This is a genomic window from Limnohabitans sp. DM1, assembly GCF_001269385.1.
Classification (GTDB): Bacteria; Pseudomonadota; Gammaproteobacteria; order Burkholderiales; family Burkholderiaceae_C; genus Limnohabitans_A.
Genome location: NZ_CXOO01000064.1, coordinates 18,790 through 38,865, shown reverse-complemented (window position 1 = coordinate 38,865; position 20,076 = coordinate 18,790). Strand labels below are relative to the sequence as shown.

The window sequence follows — 20,076 nt, the reverse complement described above, 5'->3', positions numbered from 1 at the left end:
ACCCAATATGCAGCTGTTAAACAGCATGGAAGTTGAATCTCGTATGCCGTTGTGCTACGCGGGGGGGGTGACGCAAGCCGAACAGGCCGCACGCATTGTCGCCACCGGTTTTGAAAAAGTGTCTGTCAGTGCCGCAGCTCTGGCCCGCCCGGCGCTGATTAAAGAGATGTCCGAGGCGATTGGTGCGCAGAGTGTTGTCGTCACACTGGATGTCAAGGCCAATCGCTTGTTTGGTGGTTACACGATCTATACGCACAATGGAAAGCAGAAGCAGAAAGTGCCATTGCTTGAGTTTTGTCAGCAGGCTGTCGCACTCGGTGCGGGTGAGATTGTCATCAATTCCATTGATCGAGACGGTGAGATGGATGGTTACGACCTCGGCCTAGCACGGCAGATTCGAGCTGCGATTGATACACCGATGACGATGCTTGGCGGTGCCGGTAGCACTGAACACATGCAGGCACTCATCGATGAGGTGGGGGTCGTAGGCGCTGCAGCTGGTAGCTTTTTTGTATTTAAGGGCCAGTACCGTGCTGTTCTCATCAATTACTCGCGTCCTTCGCGGCTCTTTACTCAGGCTAAGGCATGAAACAAATCTTGCAAGATATGGCAAACGGTGGAACAACCCTTGCCGAAGCACCTGCGCCTCAATGCAGCAGTGGCACCATATTGATCCATACCTCTACCTCATTGATCTCCGCTGGCACCGAGCGCATGCTGGTTGGTTTTGGTAAGGCATCCTATTTCGAAAAGGCCCGACAGCAACCAGAAAAAGTGAAGATGGTCCTTGAGAAGGTGGCTACCGACGGTTTGATGACTACGATTGAAGCGGTGCGCTCCAAGCTGGCCCAACCCCTTCCCCTAGGTTATTGCAACGTTGGCGTTGTGAGCGAAGTTGGTGCTGCCGTGAATGGCTTTAAGGTTGGCGAAAGAGTCGTATCTAACGGCCCGCATGCTGATGTGGTGAAGGTGCCTAAAAACTTGTGTGCCCTGATTCCAGAAAGTGTCGACGACGAGTCTGCCGCTTTTGTGGTGGTGGCCAGCATTGGTCTGCAGGGTATACGGCTGGCACAGCCTACGCTCGGTGAGGCCTTTGTCGTGACTGGTGCGGGCCTGATTGGGTTGTTGACGGTGCAACTGTTGCGTGCGCAGGGGTGCCGTGTGTTGGCCATTGACTTTGACGAGGCAAAATTAACCTTGGCGCGGCAGTTCGGTGCACAGACGTGTAACCCGAGCGCCGGAGAAGACCCATTGGCCGCAGCTATGGCGTTCAGCCGTGGTAGTGGTGTAGACGGTGTGATCATTACAGCCTCTACCGAGTCAAGCGATCCAGTTACGCAGGGTGCGCGCATGTGCCGCAAGCGTGGGCGCATTGTGTTGGTGGGCGTGACGGGTCTCGAGCTGAATCGGGCCGATTTCTACGAAAAAGAGTTGAGCTTTCAAGTTAGCTGTTCCTACGGACCTGGCCGTTACGACCCCGCTTACGAAGAAAAGGGGCAGGACTACCCGCTAGGTTTTGTACGCTGGACGGAAAAGCGCAACTTTGAAGCGGTGCTGGACATGATGGCCAGTGGGCAACTGGATGTGAAGCCGCTGATCACGCACAGGTTTGCTTTTGAAGATGCCCCCAAGGCATACGAGGCGCTCACAGCTGATAAGGCCGGACTCGGGATGTTGTTGCAATACACCACGCCAGGCGAACTGCGTATGGTCCGAAGTGTTGCGCTCAAGTCTGGTTCATCGTTCTCTAGTCAGCGGCCGGTAATGGGCTTTATTGGTGCGGGCAACTATGCTTCGCGCATGTTGATCCCGGCTTTTAAAGCGGCGGGTGCGCAGTTTCACACCATTGTTACGGCGGGCGGCATCAATGGGGTCATACACGGCGAAAAGGCTGGATTTGCTGAAGCATCTACGGATATCGATGCACTGCTGGCTGATACATCGATCAACACAGTGGCGATCGTCACTCGGCACGATACACATGCCCGCTTTGTGGCGCAGGCGCTGAAGGCGGGCAAACATGTGTTTGTTGAGAAGCCGCTGGCGATCGATTCAGATAGCCTGGACACCGTGCGGCAGGCTTACGATGCGGCGCAGGCCAGCGTTGCCCTAGGCGGCCCACAGGTGATGGTGGGGTTTAACCGTCGTTTTTCGCCCCAGGTCCAGAAGATGAAGGCACTTCTCGTGCCGGTAAAGGAGCCAAAAAGTTTCATCATGACGATGAATGCGGGGGCAATTCCTGCCAACCATTGGACTCAAGACATCGCAGTGGGTGGTGGCCGCATTATTGGTGAGGCTTGTCACTTTATTGATCTCATGCGCTTTCTTGCCGACAGCCCTATTGTGTCAGTGCAGGCGCGGCGCATGGGGGATTCACCTGGCATGGTCATTACCGAAGACAAGGTGTCCATTACATTGGGTTTTGAAGACGGTTCGTTTGGCACGATCCTTTATTTGGCCAATGGGGCTGCAAGTTTTCCAAAAGAGCGTGTGGAGGTGTTTGCAGCGGGTCGCGTGCTGCAGTTGGACAACTTCCGCAAGCTCAAGGGCTATGGTTGGCCGGGCTTTAGCAAGATGAATCTTTGGAAACAGGACAAAGGACAGAATGCTTGCGCTGCTGCTTTTTTGCAGGCGGTGCAAGCAGGCACGCCTGCTATTCCTCATGACGAGATCTTTGAGGTGGCGCGGGTCACTATTGAAGTGGCCAACTTGTTGCGCCAGCAGTAAGCAAAAGCATGCCAAGTGGGTTGACCAGGGTACGTACGGCGTTAGCGCTAGGGCTTCCGAACATTGCACGCGCTGTAGGTTACAGGCTGGGTGTGCGGCTGGGGGTGAATCCAGTACGTCGGCTGCATGGTGCGGTGCCTCCCGGGCCATTTTTTAAACCGTCACGCCTGAATGCACTGCCCCTGCCGGTGGTCACCGATTGGCAAAGTTCGGCCCGAATATTCAGCCACTGGCCCTTGGCGCTGGCCGATGCGCCGCCGGATTGGCTGGCCAACCCGTTGACAGGGCAGCGCATATCTGCCCCGGAGCGGCCTTGGTGGCAGATCCCAGACTTTGATCCCGCTGTTGGCGATATCAAACTGATTTGGGAGCTTTCACGCATGGACTGGGTGTTGGCGTTGGCGCAACGGGTGCGTCAGGGCGAATCCGGTGCGGTTGATCGACTCAACACTTGGATGGCCGACTGGTGTAGTCACAACCCGCCCTATCAAGGGCCCAATTGGAAATGTGGTCAAGAAGCTTCCATGCGCGTGATGCACATCGCATGTGCTGCACTGTTACTGGGGCAAGTGAATGACGCATCGTCTGGTCTGCGTGAATTGATCAGATTGCACTTGCAGCGCATTGCGCCAACGGTGCAGTACGCCATGGCGCAAGACAACAACCATGGGACGTCGGAGGCTGCGGCGCTGTTCATGGGGGGCAGTTGGTTGGCGCTGCTGGGTGATGCACAGGGGGCCCGCTGGGCAGCGACAGGCCGTCGCCTTTTGGAAAATCGTGTCAACCGTCTGATTGGTGTGCAGGGCACATTCAGCCAGTATTCACTGAACTACCACCGATTGATGATGGATACGCTCAGCATGGCTGAATGCTGGCGTCTCCATTTAGATCTTCCCGTGTTCAGCCAAAGCTTACGCGGCCGGGCGTTGGCCGCTGCGAAGTGGCTGCATGCGTTGATCGATCCAAACACCGGGGACGGACCCAATGTGGGGGCAAACGATGGCGCTCGACTGTTGCAGTTGACCAATTCAAGCTACCGTGACTACAGACCAAGCGTTCAATTAGCGATGGTCCTGTTTGGTGGGCAACGGGCATACGATACACCGGGGCCTTGGGATCACGCCGCTCGATGGGTTGGCGTGGCGTTGCCAGATGCCGTTATGCCCAAACCGGGCAATTTGCAAGCGGATGACGGTGGGTTTGCTGTGATGCGCCAAGGCAAAGCCATGGCGTTGCTGCGCTACCCTCGTTTTCGTTTCAGACCCAGCCAAGCGGACGCGCTGCACCTTGATTTGTGGCTCGACGGCAAGCCGCTCCTAAGGGATGCGGGCTCATACAGTTACAACAGCGAACCCCAATGGCAGACATATTTCGGCGGGGTCACTGGGCACAACACCGTGCAGTTTGACGATCGTGAGCAGATGCCGCGACTGAGCCGATTCTTGTTGGGCGACTGGCTCCGCACTGAGGAATTTGAACCGCTGGTCACCAACAATGACGGCGTTCGGGTTGGTGCAGGCTATTGCGACGGCCAAGGGGCGCGACACCACCGTCAAGTGCAGCTGCAGGACGGCCAGCTGTGTGTGCGCGACCAAGTACATGGATTCAAGAGGCGTGCTGTGTTGCGTTGGCGTCTTTCGCCCCAAGAGTGGTTGCTAGACAAACCGGTCGAGATGGGTGATCAGAACATCAGGTGCATACGTAATGACGTTGGTGATGTGTTGACGATCACCTCGGATGTGCAAATCGTGCGCTGTGAAGTTGTGCAAGGTTGGGAGTCGCTGCATTACCTTGAGAAAACACCTGTTCCTGTGCTGGAACTAGAGATTGCACAGCCGGGCCTGCTGACGACCCAATACCACTGGACAACATGAAAGTTTTGTATTTTCACCAACACTTTGTGACGCCTTATGGCGCGGGGGCAATACGCTCTTACGCCATGGCACGCAAGCTGATTGAACGCGGGCATCAGGTCACGATGGTGTGCGGCAGTTTTTCTGGCGGTAATACAGGGTTGAGTAGCCCCTACAGCAAAGGCGTGCGCCGTGGCTCGGTAGACGGTATTGACGTCGTGGAGTTTGATCTCGCCTATTCCAACCACGACGGTCTTTTGAAGCGATCATGGACTTTCATGAAGTTTGCACTGCGCAGTGTGATGCTTGCTTTGCGTGAGCCCTATGACTTGGTGTTTGCCACCACCACGCCTTTGACTGCCGGAATACCGGGCATCGTGGCGCGTTGGTTGAGGGGTAAGACATTTGTCTTTGAGGTGCGCGATCTCTGGCCCGAACTGCCACGGGCCATGGGCGTGATCCGCAATCCTGTGGTGCTGTGGGCAATGGGTGTGCTGGAATGGGCCAGCTACCGATCGGCGCATGCGCTGGTTGGGCTGTCGCCAGGGATTGTGGAAGGCATCATGCATCGAGGGGTGCAACGCGAACGCGTAGCGTTGGTGCCTAACGGTTGCGACCTTGATTTGTTTGCACAGGATGCGACACCCTGGAGGCCTGAAGGCGTTGCCCCAACGGACCTGATGGCGGTGTTTGCAGGAACACACGGCATGGCCAATGGGTTGGACGCGGTCTTGGAGGCTGCAGCAGAATTGAAGCGTCGTGGGCGCGGGGACATCAAGCTGGTGCTGATTGGAAACGGTAAGCTGAAGCCCGCCTTGCAGGCGCGGGCTGCGCGTGAGGCGTTAGATAACGTGGTGTTTCACGATCCGGTGAACAAGACCAGGTTGGCAAGTCTGATGGCCGCTACTGACTTGGGCTTGCAGGTCTTGGCCAATGTGCCGGCCTTTTACTTTGGCACTTCGCCCAACAAGTTCTTTGACTACATTGCAGCAGGCCTGCCCGTCTTGAACAACTACCCTGGTTGGCTGGCCGACATGATCGACGAAAACAGCTGCGGATTTGCAGTGACCCCGGACGATGCGGCAGCGTTTGCCGATGCATTGGAGTGCGCAGCAGCTGACCGAAATGCTCTGAAAGAAATGGGACGGCGAGGTCGGAAATTGGCGCAAGACCAGTTTGATCGCCATTTGCTGGCAGATCGTTGGGTTGACTGGGTAACGGGGGCAAAAGCATGAAGCGGTTGTTCGACATACTTCTTTCCGCTTGTGGTCTTCTCGTGCTTGCAGTGCCACTTCTGGCTCTTGCTTGGCAGGTGCGCCGCAAGTTGGGCAGCCCAGTGTTGTTTACCCAAGTGCGCCCAGGTTTGCAGGGTAAGCCGTTCCGCATGGTCAAGTTCCGCACCATGACGGATGCGCGTGATGTCAATGGCGCTTTGCTGCCCGATGCACAGCGGCTCACGCCTTTCGGCCGCTTTTTGCGCGCCAGCAGCCTGGACGAGTTGCCCGAGCTGTGGAATGTGTTGCGTGGCGAGATGAGTCTGGTGGGGCCGCGTCCATTGCTCATGGAGTATTTGCCGCTCTATTCGTCAGTCCAGGCCCGCCGCCACGAAGTACGCCCAGGCATCACGGGTTGGGCGCAGATCAATGGCCGCAACGCGATCAGCTGGGCCGACAAGTTTGCGCTGGACGTTTGGTATGTGGACCACCGCAGCCTGTGGCTGGATGTGCGCATTTTGTGGCTGACTGTGCGCAAGGTATTGATGCGCGATGGAATCAGCGCGGCTGGCGAGGCGACGATGCCGAGGTTTGAGGGGCCGAAGTCTCTGGGTCTTGACAAGTGATTCTGAAGTCGCTTCAATGTCCTTTGTCCATGGACTGTGGACAAAAGGAGCGCTTACCGTGAAAAGTCAGGATATTTTTTTGCTGCTGAAGTTGTTGAGCCAGGAGCTGGCGCACGGCCCGCTCGCAAGCTTGACGCTGAAGGCTGGTGGGGCAGGCTTGCCACTGAAGGAGGATGCAGATCTTTCAGGTTTGGTGGTGCAGGCTGAGCCTTTGCTTTCGCCAGAAGATTACAGCGTGCGGGGCTTGGCCGACAGCACGGGCGTGAGCAAGTCGGAGGTGGCGAACGCGCTCAAGCGGTGCACAGATGTGGGCTTGCTCAAGACCGATCGGTATACGGGTTGCCCAGTGGTTAACCGGGCGGGGCTGTATGAGTTTTTGGTGCATGGCATTCGGTATGTGTTTCCGGCCAGGTTGGGCGAGTTGACGCGGGGTATTCCGACAGCGGTAGGTGCGCCGGTGTTGGCCGATAAGCTGATGTCGGCCGGTGACTTGGTGCCGGTGTGGTCGGATGCGGCGGGCAGTTGCATGGGCCAGTCGGTGGAGCCGTTGTTCAAGTCGGTGCCGATGTCGGTGCGACGTGACCCGGTGTTGTATGACTTGCTGGCTTTGACCGATGCCTTGCGCGTGGGCAAACCGCGTGAACAGGCATTGGCCGCTCAGATGTTGGCGGACAGGATGGCGGTGGCTGCGTGAACCATGTGGACATGATCGCCGTGGTGGCCAGGGCGCTGGGGCCTGATTTGTTGGCGAAGGTGGCGTTTGTGGGTGGTTGCACCACAGGCTTGCTGCTGACCGATGCATTCAGCAAGCAGCAGGTGCGGCACACCGATGATGTGGATTTGATCGTTCATGTGGTGGGGCATGTGGGTTTGGCCAGTTTGCAGGCGCAGTTGGTGGGTTGTGGTTTTTCGCATTCGATGGAAGACGATGCGCCGATTTGTGCCATGCGGCTGGGGCAGTTGCGCGTGGATTTCATGCCTGACGATGTGGCGGTGTTGGGCTTTACCAACCGCTGGTATGCGCAGGCTTTGCATTCGGCCTTGCCGTTTGCTTTGCCCGATGGGCAGGTGATTCGCTTGTTGACGCCCGCGTTTTTTGTGGCGACCAAGTTGGAGGCTTATCTGGGCCGGGGCAACAATGATCCGCTGGGCAGCCGCGACATTGAGGATATTTTGACCTTGGTCGATGGACGGGCCGAGTTGGTTCAAGATTTGCAAACGGCAAGCCTTGAGCTTCGTTCGTTTGTGGCGACTGAGCTGCGGCGTTTGATGCCGTTGGTGCCGTTTTCTTATGCGGTGACCAGCGCTGCGGGCAATGACGCCGGGCGTGAGCGTTTGATTTTTGAGCGGCTGGAGACTTTGGTGGGGATGGCTGCTTGAGCCTTGTTCAGTGGACGAGCCAGCGGGGGCGGGGCTGTGCTGATAACCGGGACCAAGGGGGCTGCATTCAGGCCGAGTTTTTTGACGTGGGCGTGGTGGTGGATGCTTCGCAGCAGGGTGCGCACGGACAGGCTTTGGCGCGTGAACTGGTGGCTGTGGTGTTGGATGCAGCGCAGGGCGGGCGTGCCCTCGATCCTGAAAAGCTGAGCCAGGCTTTGCGGGTTTTTCATACGCAATCGCGCTTACGGTATTTGCACGAAACGGCCAGCTATGCCTTGGCGGTGCGGTCAAGCACAGGGGCGGTTTGGGCTCTGGTGTGTGGTGATTGCAGGGTGGGGTTGATGGATCCGGGCGGGGCGATTGAGCAGGTGTTGTGGTTGTCCCCGGTGCACACTTTGGCCAATGCCTTGGGCCAGACGTTTGACGAGCACCACGCCAGACTGCCCCAGCGCCACTTGTTGACGCGGTGCTGGAATGCCAAGCGTTTTCACCTGCCCGAGTTGTTGCACTTTGAGGCTGGCGGGCATACCTTGTGTTTGGCTACTGATGGGTTTTGGCTTGAGCATGGCAGCTTGGGTGTGCTTTGGCCGGCGCTGGACGATGACGCCAGTTGTTTGCAGCTCGGTGCAATGGATGCCAAGTCTGAGGCGGCATCTGTTGTGGCGTCAGATCTCGACAATTTTCAGATTTTCGTGCGGCGCTGAGTTTCTTTTTTCTAGCGGTTTTACTGTTCTGTTGTTCGGGTCTGAATCATGAAACGTTTTGCCATTTTTGGGGCCAGTGGTTGTGGCCGTGGCGTGTTGCCTTTGGTGCGCCAGCAGTTGCAGGCCGATTTGGCGGCGGGCGATGCCGATTTGGTGTTTGTGGACGACCACCCGCCAGCGCCTGTGGTCAACGGGCAGCGGGTGTTGGCTTATGCCCAATGGTTGGCCGAGCCTGCCAGCAGTCGCCACATGAATGTGGCGATTGCCAACAGCCAAGTGCGCCAGAAGTTGGTGGAGCGATGCGCGGCCGATGGCGTGCAGTTTTTCGAGGCGCGTGCGGCCAATGTGGTGCAGCTGGACGATGTGCAACTGAGCGATGGCGCAGTGTTGTGTCCGTTTGTCACGCTGACCAGCAACATCCGCATAGGCCAGCATTTTCACGCCAACATTTACAGCTATGTGGAACACGACTGCGTGATTGGCGACTATGTGACTTTTGCCCCAGGCGTGATGTGCAACGGCAATGTGCACATTGAAGACCATGCCTACATTGGCACGGGTGCGGTGATCAAGCAGGGCGTGCCCGGTGCGCCTTTGGTCATTGGCCGTGGTGCGGTGGTGGGCATGGGCGCGGTGGTGACCAAGAGCGTGCCACCGGGCGTGACGGTGGTGGGCAATCCGGCGCGGCCTTTAATCAAAAACTGAAGAGACAACATGCTGAACACTCCTTTTTCCCCCTGGCCCAGTTTCACCCCCGAAGAGGCCGACGCGGTGCAACGCGTGGTGATGTCCAACAAGGTGAACTATTGGACGGGCACCGAGACCCGCGAGTTTGAAAAAGAGTTTGCTGCTTGGTGCGGCACGGCCTATGCCGTGGCGCTGGCCAATGGCACGCTGGCGCTCGATGTGGCGCTGAAGGCTTTGGGCGTGGGGCCAGGCGATGAGGTGGTGGTGACACCGCGCACCTTCATTGCTTCGATTTCGTGTGTGGTCAATGCGGGTGCAGTGCCTGTTTTTGCTGATGTGGAGGCGGACAGCGGCAATGTGTCGGCCCGCACGATTGCGGCTGTTTTGTCGCCCCGCACCAAGGCGGTGGTGTGCGTGCATTTGGCGGGTTGGCCGTGCGACATGGACCCGATCATGGCGCTGGCTGCTGAGCGTGGCTTTAAGGTGATTGAGGATTGCGCCCAGGCGCATGGGGCACGCTACAAGGGGCGACCTGTGGGCAGCATTGGGCATGTGGGGGCCTGGAGTTTTTGCCAGGACAAGATCATGACCACGGGCGGCGAGGGGGGCATAGTCACCACAAATGACGAAGCTTTGTGGCGGGCCATGTGGTCGTTCAAGGACCATGGCAAGAGTTACGAGGCGGTGTATGAACGGCAGCATCCACCGGGCTTCAGGTGGTTGCACGAGAGTTTTGGCACCAATTGGCGCATGCTGGAGATGCAGGCGGTGTTGGGGCGCATTCAGTTGGGGCGCATGGCTGGTTGGACGGCTTTGCGCACGCGCAATGCCGAGGCCATTTGGGCGGCTTGCCGAAAGTTTGAGGCGCTGAGGGTGCCGAATTTTCGGTGTGTCGATTGTGGTGGCGCGGGGACTGGATTGCCACGCTGTGCTCGCAATGACGATAAGCCTTGCCTTCATGCGCATTACAAGTGCTATGTTTATGTGAAACCCGAGTCACTTCAGGCGGGGTGGTCGCGTGACCGCATCATCGAGGCGATCAATGCCGAGGGCGTGCCTTGTTTTCAGGGCTCTTGCTCCGAGGTGTATCTGGAAAAGGCGTTTGACGGCACCGGCTGGCGGCCTGAGTCTCGGTTGCCGGAGGCCAAAGAGTTGGGTGAGACATCGGTGATGTTTTTGGTTCACCCCACGCTGACAGAAGAAGAAATTCAAAAGACCTGCTCAGCCATTGAGAAGGTCATGGCGTTGGCTGGCAGCTATTGATTCGGCCCTTTGAAGTCTGCAGGGTGACTTCAATCTTGCACCTTGTGGGAACCAGCCCAGCTGGTGATCAGACGCTTGTGGACAACAGGCTTTTCGCTTGCAGGGCAAGCTCCCACAAAATCCTCCTCATTGATAACACACTGCTCAGACTTCAGTGTGCCGGATCAATAAGTTTGGCTGCAGCGTTGCGCAGCAATCCAGCTCAAGTCTTGTCATGGCGAGCGGAGCGCGGCAATCCAGTGCTTGTGCAGGCGCTGTAGCTGAATCGCCACGTCCCGCCACGTCGCTGCGCTCCTCGCGACTAAAGGCGGTTCCTCGCGATGAGGGCATTTTTTTCGTTTTCTGCTCGCTCTTGTTATTGCGAGCGCAGCGCGGCAAGCCCGTGCATGCATTCATTGTTTTCATTTTTCTCTCTGCGCAATGCGGGGGGTGGGTCTCGTTCGCCTTCATTGGGCATTCAGTGCCAAATCCATATGTTGCTTAACCGTCTTCCTTCTTTATTGCTGTCATGGCCGCGTTGGTTCAAACAGGTTTTGGCCTTGTGGGTGGATGCATTGCTGTGTTTGCTGTCGCTGCATTTGGCTGCCAGTTTGCGGTTTGAAGCATGGGTGCCTTTGAGGGGGCCTTTGTTTTGGGCGGGGGTGGGGGCCGTAGCGCTGGCTTTGCCTTTGTTTGTCAACGCTGGGTTTTACAGAGCGATTTTTCGTTATTCAGGCGCGAGTGCCGTCATGGCGATTGTTCAGGCCATGAGCGTTTATGGTTTGGTTTTCATGACGGTGGTGACGGTGGTGGGCGTGCCCGGAATTCCTCGTTCAGTGGGTGTCATGCAGCCTTTGTTGTTGCTGGTGTTTGTGGGTTTGAGTCGTGCTTTTGTGCGGTATTGGTTGGGTGGTTTGTACCGCAACATGTTGGGCAAGCAGGGCGGCCAAGCGGTATTGATTTATGGGGCAGGGTCAGCTGGGCGGCAATTGGCGGCCGCACTGCGCAACAGCAATGAGATGCGGTTGGTGGGGTTTTTGGATGATGATGTCCAGTTGCAAGATCGTGTGATCAATGGTGTTCGTGTTTACGGTGTAAATGACTTACCTGACGTGGTGGCTGTGCACCATGTCTCGTTGGTGTTGTTGGCGATTCCTTCGGCCAGTCGTACTCAGCGCTATGAGATTTTGAATGTGTTGCGTCAATACAAGCTGAAGGTGCGTACGCTGCCAGGCTTGATGGACATGGCGCATGGGCGGGTGAATGTGTCTGATTTGCGCGAGTTGGAGATTGAGGATTTGTTGGGGCGCGATACGGTGCAGCCCGACGCGCAACTGTTGGACAAGAATATTCGCGGCAAGGTGGTCATGGTCACTGGGGCCGGGGGCTCTATTGGCTCGGAGCTGTGCCGCCAAATAGTTTTGTTGCGACCAACGGTTTTATTGTTGGTGGAGTTGACTGAATTTGCGTTGTACGCCATCGCGCATGAGTTAGAGAATGCGACCGATGCGGATGGCGACTCAGACACAGAAAATGATGTGATCTTGGTGCCTTTGCTGGCAAATGTGCGCGACGCGGTGCGAATGGGTGAAATTTTGGCCACCTGGAAGCCCGATACGGTTTATCACGCGGCTGCTTATAAACATGTGCCATTGGTTGAGCACAACCCGGCCGAAGGCGTTAAAAACAATGTGCAAGGGACTTTGATCACTGCGTTGCAATGTGCCTTGCATGGGGTGAGTGATTTTGTTTTGATCAGCACCGACAAGGCGGTGCGCCCGACCAATGTGATGGGCACGAGCAAACGTTTGGCTGAGATGGTGTTGCAGTCTCATGCTGCGGTGATGGCAGCTCGCAACGGCAAGACGCGGTTCAGTATGGTCAGGTTTGGCAATGTCTTGGGTTCTTCGGGGTCGGTGGTGCCGTTGTTTCGCAAGCAAATCGAGCAAGGGGGTCCGATCACCTTGACGGATGCGCGCATTACGCGATATTTCATGACGATTCCCGAAGCCGCACAGTTGGTGATTCAGGCAGGCGCCATGGCTTCAGGCGGCGATGTGTTTGTGCTGGATATGGGCGAGCCCGTGAAGGTTCTGGATTTGGCCAAGCGCATGGTGGAGTTGTCGGGCTTAACGGTTCAAGACGCCGATCATCCGAATGGGGATATTGAGATCAAAGTGACCGGCTTGAGACCTGGAGAAAAACTTTATGAAGAGTTGCTCATCGGCGATAACCCATTGCCAACAATGCATCGCCGCATCATGAAGGCGCACGAAGACTTTTTGCCTTGGGATGTGTTGCAGCAAAAATTGACAGCTTTGAATTCGGCTCTGGATGAGAATGATGTGCGCATGATTCGCAGTTTGCTCAAGGATTTGGTGCCGGGCTATCAGCCCGACGGAAGCTGGGTCGATTGGGTGTGGTTGGAGTCTGAAAAAGTGGCATGACTGTTTGAAGTTGGCAGTCAGCACCTGATTGCTTGTCGACAAAAGAGCCAATTGGCTCTTTTGTCGTTTTTGGGCCCTGAATAATGTGCCTCTGTTCGTTTTCTTCAAACTGATGTCTGCCATCAGCCAGCCCCTGTTTTGCTGGCTGTGTGGGGTGGGGCGGCGTTTTGTCTGCTGAGCTTGAACACACACTAGATGGCCGCGCTTCGCTCGCAATTAGGGGGGGGCAATGACTTGGTTCCGTCATCGCGAGGAGCTTGCGACGCGGCGATCCAGCAGCTGAGCTTGTTCGGGCACTGGATTGCCACGCTGCGCTCGCAATGACGTGGTGGGGGCGCAATGACGCGGGGGACGCGGCGATCCAGTAGTGTGTGGTCGTGGGGTGTCGTTTACCGATCATCGGTATAAAATCTAAGTCATGATCATCTCATTTGCATGCGCTGACACCAGAGCCCTTTTTGAGGGCGGTAAGGTCAAGCGGTTCAATGCGATGAAAACGCTTGTTGAACGCAAGTTGCAGATGCTCGACAGTGCCGCATCTCTGGAGTTTTTGCATTGACCTGGCAACAGGTTAGAGGCTTTGCGCAGTGATCGTGCTGGGCAGCACAGCATCCGGGTCAATGATCAGTTTCGCATTTGCTTTGTCTGGACTGAGCGTGGCCCGATGAGTGTGGAGATTTTGGATGACCACTGAGTTTGGAGTTTTTATGAAAAATCAAATGCGCGCCATTCATCCTGGGGAGGTCCTCAAAGAGGAATACCTCGTGCCCTTGGGCTTGAGTGTCAATGCGTTGGCCAAGGCGCTTCATGTGACGCCGTCTCGAATGAACGATATTGTGTTGTGTCGACGCGGCGTGTCTCCAGATACGGCATTGCGTTTGGCCCGTTACTTTGGTGGGGATGCGCAGTCGTGGCTCAATTTGCAGCAAAGTTATGACCTCAAAGTGGCCGAGCAGTCGATGCTCAAGACCATCCTCAAAACGGTGATGCCCATGGGCGGTGTTTCGTTGGCTTGAACGCCAGTTGACGGCGCAACACGAAGGGGCCTGCTGGCCCTTTCGTCGTTTCTGGCGCCCAAGATTAATTGGGGTCAGATCCCAATTGTTTTGCAGCCATGTTATTTATCCGGCCCTGTGAAGTTTGTAGGGCGACTTCAATCTTGCACCTTGTGGGGGCTAGCCCTGTTGGCGATCAGACGCTTGTGGACCACAGGCTTTTCGCTTGCAGGGCAAGCTCCTACAAAATCCTCCCAGCGGGCAATATTTATCGGGGTCAGATCCCAATTGTTTGAAAACAAAAGAGCCAGATGGCTCTTTTGTTGTTTGTGCGCTCTGAAAAATTTCCCTATGTTTGTTTTCTCCAAATTAATGTCTGCCATCACCCAGCCTTTTTTTTTCTTGCAGGGGGCGGCGGCGATCTATGAGTCCGTCTTCGCGAGGAGCTTGCGACGCGGCGATCCAGCTGCGGAGCTTGACCACACACTGGATTGCCACGCTTCGCTCGCAATGACGGGGTGGGGGCGCGCAATGACGGGGAGGGGCGGCGCAATGAATTGGTTCCGTCATCGCGAGGAGCTTGCGACGCGGCGATCCAGCAGCTGAGCTTGTTCGAGCACTGGATTGCCACGCTTCGCTCGCAATGACGGGGTGGGGGCGCAATGACGTGGAGGCTGCGGCTATCTATGAATCCGTCATCGCGAGGAGCTTGCGACGCGGCGATCCAGCAGCTGAGCTTGTTCGAGCACTGGATTGCCACGCTTCGCTCGCAATGACGGGATGGGGGGCGCAATGACTTGGTTTCGTCATCGCGAGGAGCTTGCGACGCGGAGATCCAGCAGCTGAGCTTGTTCGGGCACTGGATTGCCACGCTTCGCTCGCAATGACGGGGTGGGGGAGCAATGACGAAAAGCCGCCTTTGGGTGGCTTTGTTGTATGTGGGACCTCGATTTGCAGGAGATGCTGGTGAGGAATGCCTATTGAAAACTTTATCATCAGATGATACATTCATTAGATGCGTGATGATCTTGGCATAACCACTCTCATCGATCTCCATGATCAGATCATTGATCAGGGAGACGGGTATTGGGTCAAGTTCGAGGCTTGGGTTGTCCCAGTTTCAAAGGACATTCCGCATGGGGTTCGTTATGCACTGACTCTGCACGAGCCCTATGGCAAACGAATTCTTGGATACGACAATGCCCATGCGGTGAAGCCTCCCAAAAAATTCAAGTATGCCGGGACAAAGTTGCCGTATGACCACAAACATCGTCATGTCAGCGATAAGGGTGTGCCTTATGAGTTCAAGGATGCACAGCAATTGTTATCCGACTTTTTTGTGGAAGTCGATCTGTGTTGAAGGAGGCTAGGAAGTCATGAAGACAATCGTTGTTGGAATCTTGTCGCAAGAGAAAATTCGCGAGCGGATGTTGTCTATCGCTCGTGGCGATTACAAGCCAAAATCATCCGACCCCAAAATATGGTTCACATCTATGAGATCGTTGGCAGAGGTTTTGAGTGATGACAACCGCGCTTTGCTCAAAGTCATTCAGGATTCCAAACCACAGTCAATTTCCTCTTTGGCTGACATCACTGGGCGCAAGCCAGGTAACCTTTCTCGAACATTGAAAACAATGTCCAACTACGGATTTGTTGAAATGAAACGTGAGAACAGGCACGTTCGTCCGATCGTGAAGGGAACGAACTTTCGTATCGTTGCCTGACAAGAATTAATGGGGTTCCGATAACGCATGCCCCGCTCAATGAACGAGTTCGCGGCGGTGGGTTGCCGGGTGACGGCGTATCCAGCAGGTGAACTTATCCTGGCACTGGATTGCCACCCTTCGCTCGCAACGACGGGGCGGGGGGCGCAATGAATTGGTTCCGTCATCGCGAGGTGCTTGCCTTTAGCCGCGAGGAGCCTGCGACGCGGCGGGACGCGGCGATCCAGCACCTGCGCTTGTCCTGGCACTGGATTGCCGCGCATCGCTCGCAATGACGGAGTGGGACTGCAAGCATCATGGGTACTGATCTATTGATCCGGCCCTGTGAAGTTTGCAGGGTGACTTCAACCTTGCACCTTGTGGGAGCTAGCCCTGCTGGCGATCAGACGCTTGTGGACCACAGGCTTTTCGCTTGCGGGATTAATCAGCATTGCGGACATCGAGGTGGTCACGCGCAAGGTGCCGGGACAGGCTGTGCATTTTGATCTCATCGTCGGCAAGACCGAAGTGCGCAATGAGGAGGTCGAAGAGCACCAGCTGCGTTTCTCCCACGTGACCGAGCAGGGCCGAGCCGTCTTTGACCTGATGGATGACTCCAACGGTACAAGAAACCTGTTGTTCCTCACCGGCCCGGTGCTGGACATCCTGCGCAAGGGGCTGACGCTGGTGATCGATGAGTTGGACACCAGCTTGCATACCCTGTTGGTGCGTGAGCTCGTGCGGTTGTTTCACCGTCCCGAAACCAATACGGGCGGTGCGCAGTTGATCTTGAGCACCCACGACACCTCGCTGCTGGATGCCCCGGATCTGTTCCGGCGTGACCAGATATGGTTCGTGGAGAAAGATCGTGATCAGGCCTCAGAACTGGTGAGTCTGTCGGAATTCAGCCCGCGCAAAAACGAGGCCCTCGAGCGTGGTTATTTGATGGGGCGCTATGGCGGCATTCCCTTCCTCAATCACACGCTGGGGGTGAATCACTGATGGCGCGCGACAATTCCCCCAAAGAACGCCAACGTCAGCAGCTCGAACGCAAACTGGCGCGAAGAGCCAGCTATGACCGCATCCTCATCGTCTCTGAAGGTAGCAAGACTGAGCCCAACTATTTCGGCGAAATCAGGCAGGCCTACCGGTTGCACACGGCCAATGTTGAAGTTCGACCCAGCGAGCTCGGCACCGCCCCCATACAGGTGGTGCAGTACGCAAGGGAACTGTTCGAATTCGGCGACAAGCACAAGCACAAGCACAAGCACAAGCACAAGCACAAGCACAAGCACAAGCACAAGAACATCCAGCCGCGCACTTTCGAGCAGGTGTACGCTGTTTTTGATCGCGACGATCACGGAAGCTATTTCGATGCATTGACGATGGCGGATTCGCTAGATGGCAAACTGAAAAACGACAACAAGCAATTCGTGCGTTTTCAGGCTATTGCATCTGTGCTCACCACCAACTGCAGCAACAACTACGGGCCCTACCACTTCCCCGAAAAACACATCCCGCTCATGATCGTCAACGCCTTGGCGGGCAAGCCTTTGCCGGTGTATGGCGACGGTATGCAAATCCGCGACTGGTTCTACGTCAAAGACCACTGCAGTGCGATCCGCCGCGTGCTCGAAGCCGGGCGCTTGGGTGAGGTCTACAACGTGGGCGGCTGGAACGAAAAGCCCAACATCGAGATCGTGCAAACCATCTGCCAGCTGCTAGATGAGATGCGCCCCAAAGCCGATGGCGGTACTTACGCCAGCCAGATCACCTACGTGACCGACCGCCCCGGCCACGACCGCCGCTACGCCATCGATGCCCGCAAGCTCGAAGCCGAATTGGGCTGGAAGCCCGCCGAAACGTTTGAGACCGGTATCCGCAAAACCGTCGAGTGGTACCTGGCTAATCCCGAGTGGGTGAGCAACGTGCAGAGTGGGGCTTATAAGGATTGGGTGAGCAAGCAATACGCTTAGATTGTTGCCATAAAGCAATGTTCGGCTCTTCTTTTGTAAGCCCATCCGTAAGGGCACCTTTAGCTAGGCGATGCCGCCCCGAAGGGGTGATGGGGGCAAAACCCCCGAATGCGGAGGAGCGGTGGGCTCCTTGTCGAGGGCAGGTGTAGGCGTACAAGTGACTCTCAATTGGGGCCCTGATAAGTTGGTGGGTTACTCCTCTGTCGTCTCGACGGCTGAGAGCAAGACCTCCTTCTAAAGGGGCTACTGCATGGTGACATCCTTGTTGCTTGCTGTGCTACCATGTATTTATCCTGTAACACATGAGGGGTGGACCCATGAGCGAAGCAACCTTTACTTTTCGTGTCGATGAGGCTCTGAAGTCCGAGTTCTCCACCGCAGCCAAAAGCCGTGACCGCAACGCCGCACAGCTTTTGCGTGATTTCATGCGTGACTTCGTTCGGCAGCAACAAGAGGCTGTGGAGCATGACGCATGGTTTCGCCGTCAAGTGCAAATTGGCCTCGAATCAGCAAACGCCGGCAACCTGATTCCATCGGCTGAAGTCAGGGCCAAGTTTGCGGCCAAGCGTGCAGCAACGCGACGACGGCTTGAGGCCTCTGCTAAATGATGGAGTTGTTCTGGACGCCGGAGGCGATACAAGACCGCGACGAAATCTATGACTACATCGAGGCCGACAACCCAGTCGCCGCGCTGGCAATCGATGAGTTGTTTGATGAGAAGGCTGAGCAGCTGGTCGATCACCCTGGGATGGGGCGGCCTGGACGTGAAGCAGGCACGCGCGAGCTGGTGGTCCATAAAAATTACATCCTGGTCTATGACGCGACCGCCGACTCTGTGCGCGTGCTCCGAGTGCTTCATGCCGCTCGGCAGTGGCCCGCATTGACAGGCTTTGCCAATTGAGTTTTTGCGTCAACCAAGTGCAACTAAGCGGTTTGTAGCAAAGACAACGGTCGAGTACTGGGCTATGACAATGCACACGGCTATCACCATCGGCACTACATGGGGTCGGTTGAAGCATGTGAGTATGTGAGTCACGATGACACGGTTGATCGTTTTCAGGCGGAGTGGGTCGAGATCGTGAACAATTTGAAGGGGAAATCGTCATGACCAAAGTCGTTGTGCGAACGGACGATGTGGCGGGCTTCTTTGCAAGGGCCAAGGATGCGGCACGTCGCGCCGATCAGGGTAAGCCCTTTGACGGTCGGGTCACGCTGTCGTTTGAAGACCCGCAACGGATGTTTGCGGTTTTGTCGGAAGCACGTCGCAAACTGATGCTTGAGGTCATGCATGAACCTCAAACCATCAGTCAGCTCTCCTCATGACTGCACCGTCACCGTTCAGCAATCACAAAGGATGTCGGCCTGCTTGAAAAGCTGGGGTTAATTGTTTCCAACCGTCAAGCCAACCCTGGGCACGGCATCCAGAAAATGGTCCGTGCAGTTGCCCCAAAAATCGAACTGGTAGCGACTTTGGGTTAGGGCCGAGGCACCCTGCATGTAGCATTAATTGGGGTCAGATCCCAATTGTTCTAGCATTAATTGGGGTCAGATCCCAATTGTTCTAACAGCCAACCCGCCTTTGGGTTGTTTTTTGGGCGCCTTGTTTGTTTCTGGGGTTTGTTTTGTCCAGAGACCGGCCAACTGTCGTGACAGAGGGGGTCAGCTGCGACCCTTGAATTCAGGTGCGCACTGCAGCGCGACGTCCCAATCCCTCGGCAATGAATGCCAGCACCAAAGAATTGAGTGACACGCCTTCAGTTTTTGCCCTTGCAGTCAACTGAAGGTGCATAGAGCGGGGCAGACGGGCAAGAACTTTTCCCGATGCCGATGCAGGTGTGAAGTCTTCTACCTTGAACGCGGGGGCAGGGACTTGTTGCCCCATGTCCACCATGGCACTTACCGTGGCAATAAACGCCTCCCGGCCATCTGCAATGGCTTCCAGTTCGCTTGCACCGTCTGCCATCACGCCTGGAATGTCCGGCATGGTGAACATGAATCCGCCACCGTCTGCCGCATCAATGGGGCTGACAATATGGCTGTAGGCCTCGAAAGGGATAGCGGGCTTTACTTTGGCAATGGTCTTGACGGTCATGACTGCTCCTGAATCTGGTCGATCAGCGCGACAAAGCGCTTGATGTAAATGGCCTTGATAGGCCGATGAGCGGGTACGGACAACGGGTCTTTTCTGAAGGATGAGAAAAAACGTGATGACTGCCCCCAGTGCTTCGCACTTCTAAGCCGTGCTGTTTGGCTACTCAGAGCAGTTTTGCCATGACCCAATCGTTCGGGTTTTGGCGCATTGCATTGAGTAGTTTTGTCGCCGTGTTCATGGTTTGAATGATAGTGCCTGCAATATCATTTCGCAAGAGTGAATTTCGACACTGTTGTTCTGAGTAAATTGGGGTCAGATCCCAATTGTTTTGCAGCCATGTTATTGATCAGTGAATAATTGGGGTCAGATCCCAATTGTTCTAACAGCCAATCCGGCTTTGGGTGGTTTTTTGGGCGCCTTGTTTGGTTCT

The 20,076-nt window shown here is 56.0% G+C and carries 21 protein-coding genes and 2 pseudogenes; 20 read left to right on the top strand and 3 right to left on the bottom strand.

Annotated elements, in window-relative coordinates; translation table 11 throughout:
* The 10 genes from AMM33_RS20760 to AMM33_RS20715 form a co-directional block, all read left to right on the top strand.
* Positions 1–589, top strand: a 589-nt coding sequence (locus AMM33_RS20760; RefSeq protein ID WP_194945621.1) for a HisA/HisF-related TIM barrel protein, incomplete at its 5' end; no start/stop codon positions are given.
* On the top strand, positions 586–2,727 hold the full coding sequence (locus AMM33_RS20755; protein ID WP_090143138.1) for a bi-domain-containing oxidoreductase: 2,142 nt from the start codon (positions 586–588) through the stop codon (positions 2,725–2,727). The genes AMM33_RS20760 and AMM33_RS20755, both read left to right, overlap by 4 nt.
* 236 nt (positions 2,728–2,963) lie before the next feature.
* Positions 2,964–4,601: a heparinase II/III family protein gene (locus AMM33_RS20750; protein ID WP_228768283.1), complete on the top strand. Its 1,638-nt coding sequence runs from the start codon at positions 2,964–2,966 to the stop codon at positions 4,599–4,601.
* Positions 4,598–5,815 carry a glycosyltransferase family 4 protein gene (locus AMM33_RS20745; protein WP_090143136.1) on the top strand — a complete coding sequence of 406 codons (1,218 nt, stop codon included), beginning with the start codon at positions 4,598–4,600 and terminating at the stop codon, positions 5,813–5,815. The genes AMM33_RS20750 and AMM33_RS20745 overlap by 4 nt, the downstream gene beginning before the upstream one ends.
* A complete protein-coding gene (locus AMM33_RS20740; RefSeq protein WP_090143135.1) occupies positions 5,812–6,420 on the top strand; it encodes a sugar transferase in 609 nt (202 codons plus the stop codon). Before AMM33_RS20745 ends, AMM33_RS20740 begins: the two co-directional genes overlap by 4 nt.
* A 79-nt stretch (positions 6,421–6,499) precedes the next feature.
* Positions 6,500–7,114 (top strand): hypothetical protein, encoded by a 615-nt coding sequence (locus AMM33_RS20735; RefSeq protein ID WP_228768282.1) that lies wholly within the window; start codon positions 6,500–6,502, stop codon positions 7,112–7,114.
* Positions 7,111–7,800, top strand: a complete 690-nt coding sequence (locus AMM33_RS20730; RefSeq protein ID WP_228768281.1) for a hypothetical protein — start codon at positions 7,111–7,113, stop codon at positions 7,798–7,800. Before AMM33_RS20735 ends, AMM33_RS20730 begins: the two co-directional genes overlap by 4 nt.
* Entirely contained in the window at positions 7,797–8,504 is a 708-nt protein-coding gene (locus AMM33_RS20725) for a hypothetical protein (RefSeq protein WP_090143133.1), read from the top strand. Before AMM33_RS20730 ends, AMM33_RS20725 begins: the two co-directional genes overlap by 4 nt.
* Positions 8,505–8,552: 48 nt before the next feature.
* Complete coding sequence (locus AMM33_RS20720) at positions 8,553–9,209, top strand: acetyltransferase (protein WP_090143132.1); 657 nt, start codon at positions 8,553–8,555, stop codon at positions 9,207–9,209.
* A 9-nt stretch (positions 9,210–9,218) separates the two neighbouring features.
* Entirely contained in the window at positions 9,219–10,454 is a 1,236-nt protein-coding gene (locus AMM33_RS20715; protein ID WP_090143131.1) for a DegT/DnrJ/EryC1/StrS family aminotransferase, read from the top strand.
* Between the two features lie 144 nt (positions 10,455–10,598).
* On the opposite strand, the gene AMM33_RS22215 is transcribed toward AMM33_RS20715, so the two are convergent.
* Positions 10,599–10,859, bottom strand: a complete 261-nt coding sequence (locus AMM33_RS22215) for a hypothetical protein (protein ID WP_194945620.1) — start codon at positions 10,857–10,859, stop codon at positions 10,599–10,601.
* 68 nt (positions 10,860–10,927) lie between these two features.
* On the opposite strand from AMM33_RS22215, the gene AMM33_RS20710 reads away from it, so the two are divergent.
* From AMM33_RS20710 to AMM33_RS20700, 3 genes and pseudogenes are all read left to right on the top strand, one after another.
* Complete coding sequence (locus tag AMM33_RS20710) at positions 10,928–12,880, top strand: polysaccharide biosynthesis protein (RefSeq protein WP_090143130.1); 1,953 nt, start codon at positions 10,928–10,930, stop codon at positions 12,878–12,880.
* A 418-nt stretch (positions 12,881–13,298) separates the two neighbouring features.
* Positions 13,299–13,574 (top strand): annotated as a pseudogene (locus AMM33_RS20705) (type II toxin-antitoxin system RelE/ParE family toxin).
* Between the two features lie 13 nt (positions 13,575–13,587).
* On the top strand, positions 13,588–13,896 hold the full coding sequence (locus AMM33_RS20700; RefSeq protein WP_090143129.1) for a HigA family addiction module antitoxin: 309 nt from the start codon (positions 13,588–13,590) through the stop codon (positions 13,894–13,896).
* A 137-nt stretch (positions 13,897–14,033) separates the two neighbouring features.
* Here AMM33_RS20700 and AMM33_RS22210 read toward each other — a convergent pair whose 3' ends face one another.
* Positions 14,034–14,258 (bottom strand): hypothetical protein, encoded by a 225-nt coding sequence (locus AMM33_RS22210; protein ID WP_194945619.1) that lies wholly within the window; start codon positions 14,256–14,258, stop codon positions 14,034–14,036.
* 632 nt (positions 14,259–14,890) lie between these two features.
* On the opposite strand from AMM33_RS22210, the gene AMM33_RS20690 reads away from it, so the two are divergent.
* The 7 genes and pseudogenes from AMM33_RS20690 (at position 14,891) to AMM33_RS20655 (ending at position 18,877) form a co-directional block, all read left to right on the top strand.
* Positions 14,891–15,235, top strand: coding sequence for a toxin-antitoxin system TumE family protein (locus AMM33_RS20690; protein WP_090143127.1), 345 nt, complete (start codon positions 14,891–14,893; stop codon positions 15,233–15,235).
* A 16-nt stretch (positions 15,236–15,251) separates the two neighbouring features.
* Positions 15,252–15,599, top strand: coding sequence for an HVO_A0114 family putative DNA-binding protein (locus AMM33_RS20685; protein WP_090143126.1), 348 nt, complete (start codon positions 15,252–15,254; stop codon positions 15,597–15,599).
* Between the two features lie 390 nt (positions 15,600–15,989).
* The gene (locus AMM33_RS20680) at positions 15,990–16,580 is read left to right on the top strand and encodes an AAA family ATPase (RefSeq protein WP_228768280.1); all 591 of its coding nucleotides are present in this window, start codon (positions 15,990–15,992) and stop codon (positions 16,578–16,580) included.
* 92 nt (positions 16,581–16,672) lie between these two features.
* Positions 16,673–17,554: pseudogene (locus tag AMM33_RS20675) on the top strand (GDP-mannose 4,6-dehydratase); the annotation flags it as partial.
* Between the two features lie 317 nt (positions 17,555–17,871).
* Positions 17,872–18,162, top strand: coding sequence for a CopG family ribbon-helix-helix protein (locus AMM33_RS20670; RefSeq protein WP_090143124.1), 291 nt, complete (start codon positions 17,872–17,874; stop codon positions 18,160–18,162).
* The gene (locus tag AMM33_RS20665) at positions 18,159–18,455 is read left to right on the top strand and encodes a type II toxin-antitoxin system RelE/ParE family toxin (protein WP_228768279.1); all 297 of its coding nucleotides are present in this window, start codon (positions 18,159–18,161) and stop codon (positions 18,453–18,455) included. Before AMM33_RS20670 ends, AMM33_RS20665 begins: the two co-directional genes overlap by 4 nt.
* 203 nt (positions 18,456–18,658) lie before the next feature.
* Positions 18,659–18,877 (top strand): hypothetical protein, encoded by a 219-nt coding sequence (locus tag AMM33_RS20655; RefSeq protein WP_090143123.1) that lies wholly within the window; start codon positions 18,659–18,661, stop codon positions 18,875–18,877.
* A 355-nt stretch (positions 18,878–19,232) separates the two neighbouring features.
* On the opposite strand, the gene AMM33_RS20650 is transcribed toward AMM33_RS20655, so the two are convergent.
* Positions 19,233–19,646, bottom strand: a complete 414-nt coding sequence (locus AMM33_RS20650) for a type II toxin-antitoxin system HicB family antitoxin (protein ID WP_090143122.1) — start codon at positions 19,644–19,646, stop codon at positions 19,233–19,235.
* Positions 19,647–20,076: the final 430 nt, after the last annotated feature.

What these genes read in the sequence shown, in the direction of transcription:
- AMM33_RS20755 (WP_090143138.1), top strand. Translation starts at nt 586, where the DNA reads ATGAAACAAATCTTGCAAGATATGGCAAACGGTGGAACAACCCTTGCC.
- AMM33_RS20745 (WP_090143136.1), top strand. Translation starts at nt 4,598, where the DNA reads ATGAAAGTTTTGTATTTTCACCAACACTTTGTGACGCCTTATGGCGCG.
- AMM33_RS20740 (WP_090143135.1), top strand. Translation starts at nt 5,812, where the DNA reads ATGAAGCGGTTGTTCGACATACTTCTTTCCGCTTGTGGTCTTCTCGTG.
- AMM33_RS20720 (WP_090143132.1), top strand. Translation starts at nt 8,553, where the DNA reads ATGAAACGTTTTGCCATTTTTGGGGCCAGTGGTTGTGGCCGTGGCGTG.
- AMM33_RS20715 (WP_090143131.1), top strand. Translation starts at nt 9,219, where the DNA reads ATGCTGAACACTCCTTTTTCCCCCTGGCCCAGTTTCACCCCCGAAGAG.
- AMM33_RS22215 (WP_194945620.1), bottom strand. Translation starts at nt 10,859, where the DNA reads ATGAAAACAATGAATGCATGCACGGGCTTGCCGCGCTGCGCTCGCAAT.
- AMM33_RS20710 (WP_090143130.1), top strand. Translation starts at nt 10,928, where the DNA reads ATGTTGCTTAACCGTCTTCCTTCTTTATTGCTGTCATGGCCGCGTTGG.
- AMM33_RS20700 (WP_090143129.1), top strand. Translation starts at nt 13,588, where the DNA reads ATGAAAAATCAAATGCGCGCCATTCATCCTGGGGAGGTCCTCAAAGAG.
- AMM33_RS22210 (WP_194945619.1), bottom strand. Translation starts at nt 14,258, where the DNA reads ATGGCAGACATTAATTTGGAGAAAACAAACATAGGGAAATTTTTCAGA.
- AMM33_RS20690 (WP_090143127.1), top strand. Translation starts at nt 14,891, where the DNA reads ATGCGTGATGATCTTGGCATAACCACTCTCATCGATCTCCATGATCAG.
- AMM33_RS20685 (WP_090143126.1), top strand. Translation starts at nt 15,252, where the DNA reads ATGAAGACAATCGTTGTTGGAATCTTGTCGCAAGAGAAAATTCGCGAG.
- AMM33_RS20670 (WP_090143124.1), top strand. Translation starts at nt 17,872, where the DNA reads ATGAGCGAAGCAACCTTTACTTTTCGTGTCGATGAGGCTCTGAAGTCC.
- AMM33_RS20665 (WP_228768279.1), top strand. Translation starts at nt 18,159, where the DNA reads ATGATGGAGTTGTTCTGGACGCCGGAGGCGATACAAGACCGCGACGAA.
- AMM33_RS20655 (WP_090143123.1), top strand. Translation starts at nt 18,659, where the DNA reads ATGACCAAAGTCGTTGTGCGAACGGACGATGTGGCGGGCTTCTTTGCA.
- AMM33_RS20650 (WP_090143122.1), bottom strand. Translation starts at nt 19,646, where the DNA reads ATGACCGTCAAGACCATTGCCAAAGTAAAGCCCGCTATCCCTTTCGAG.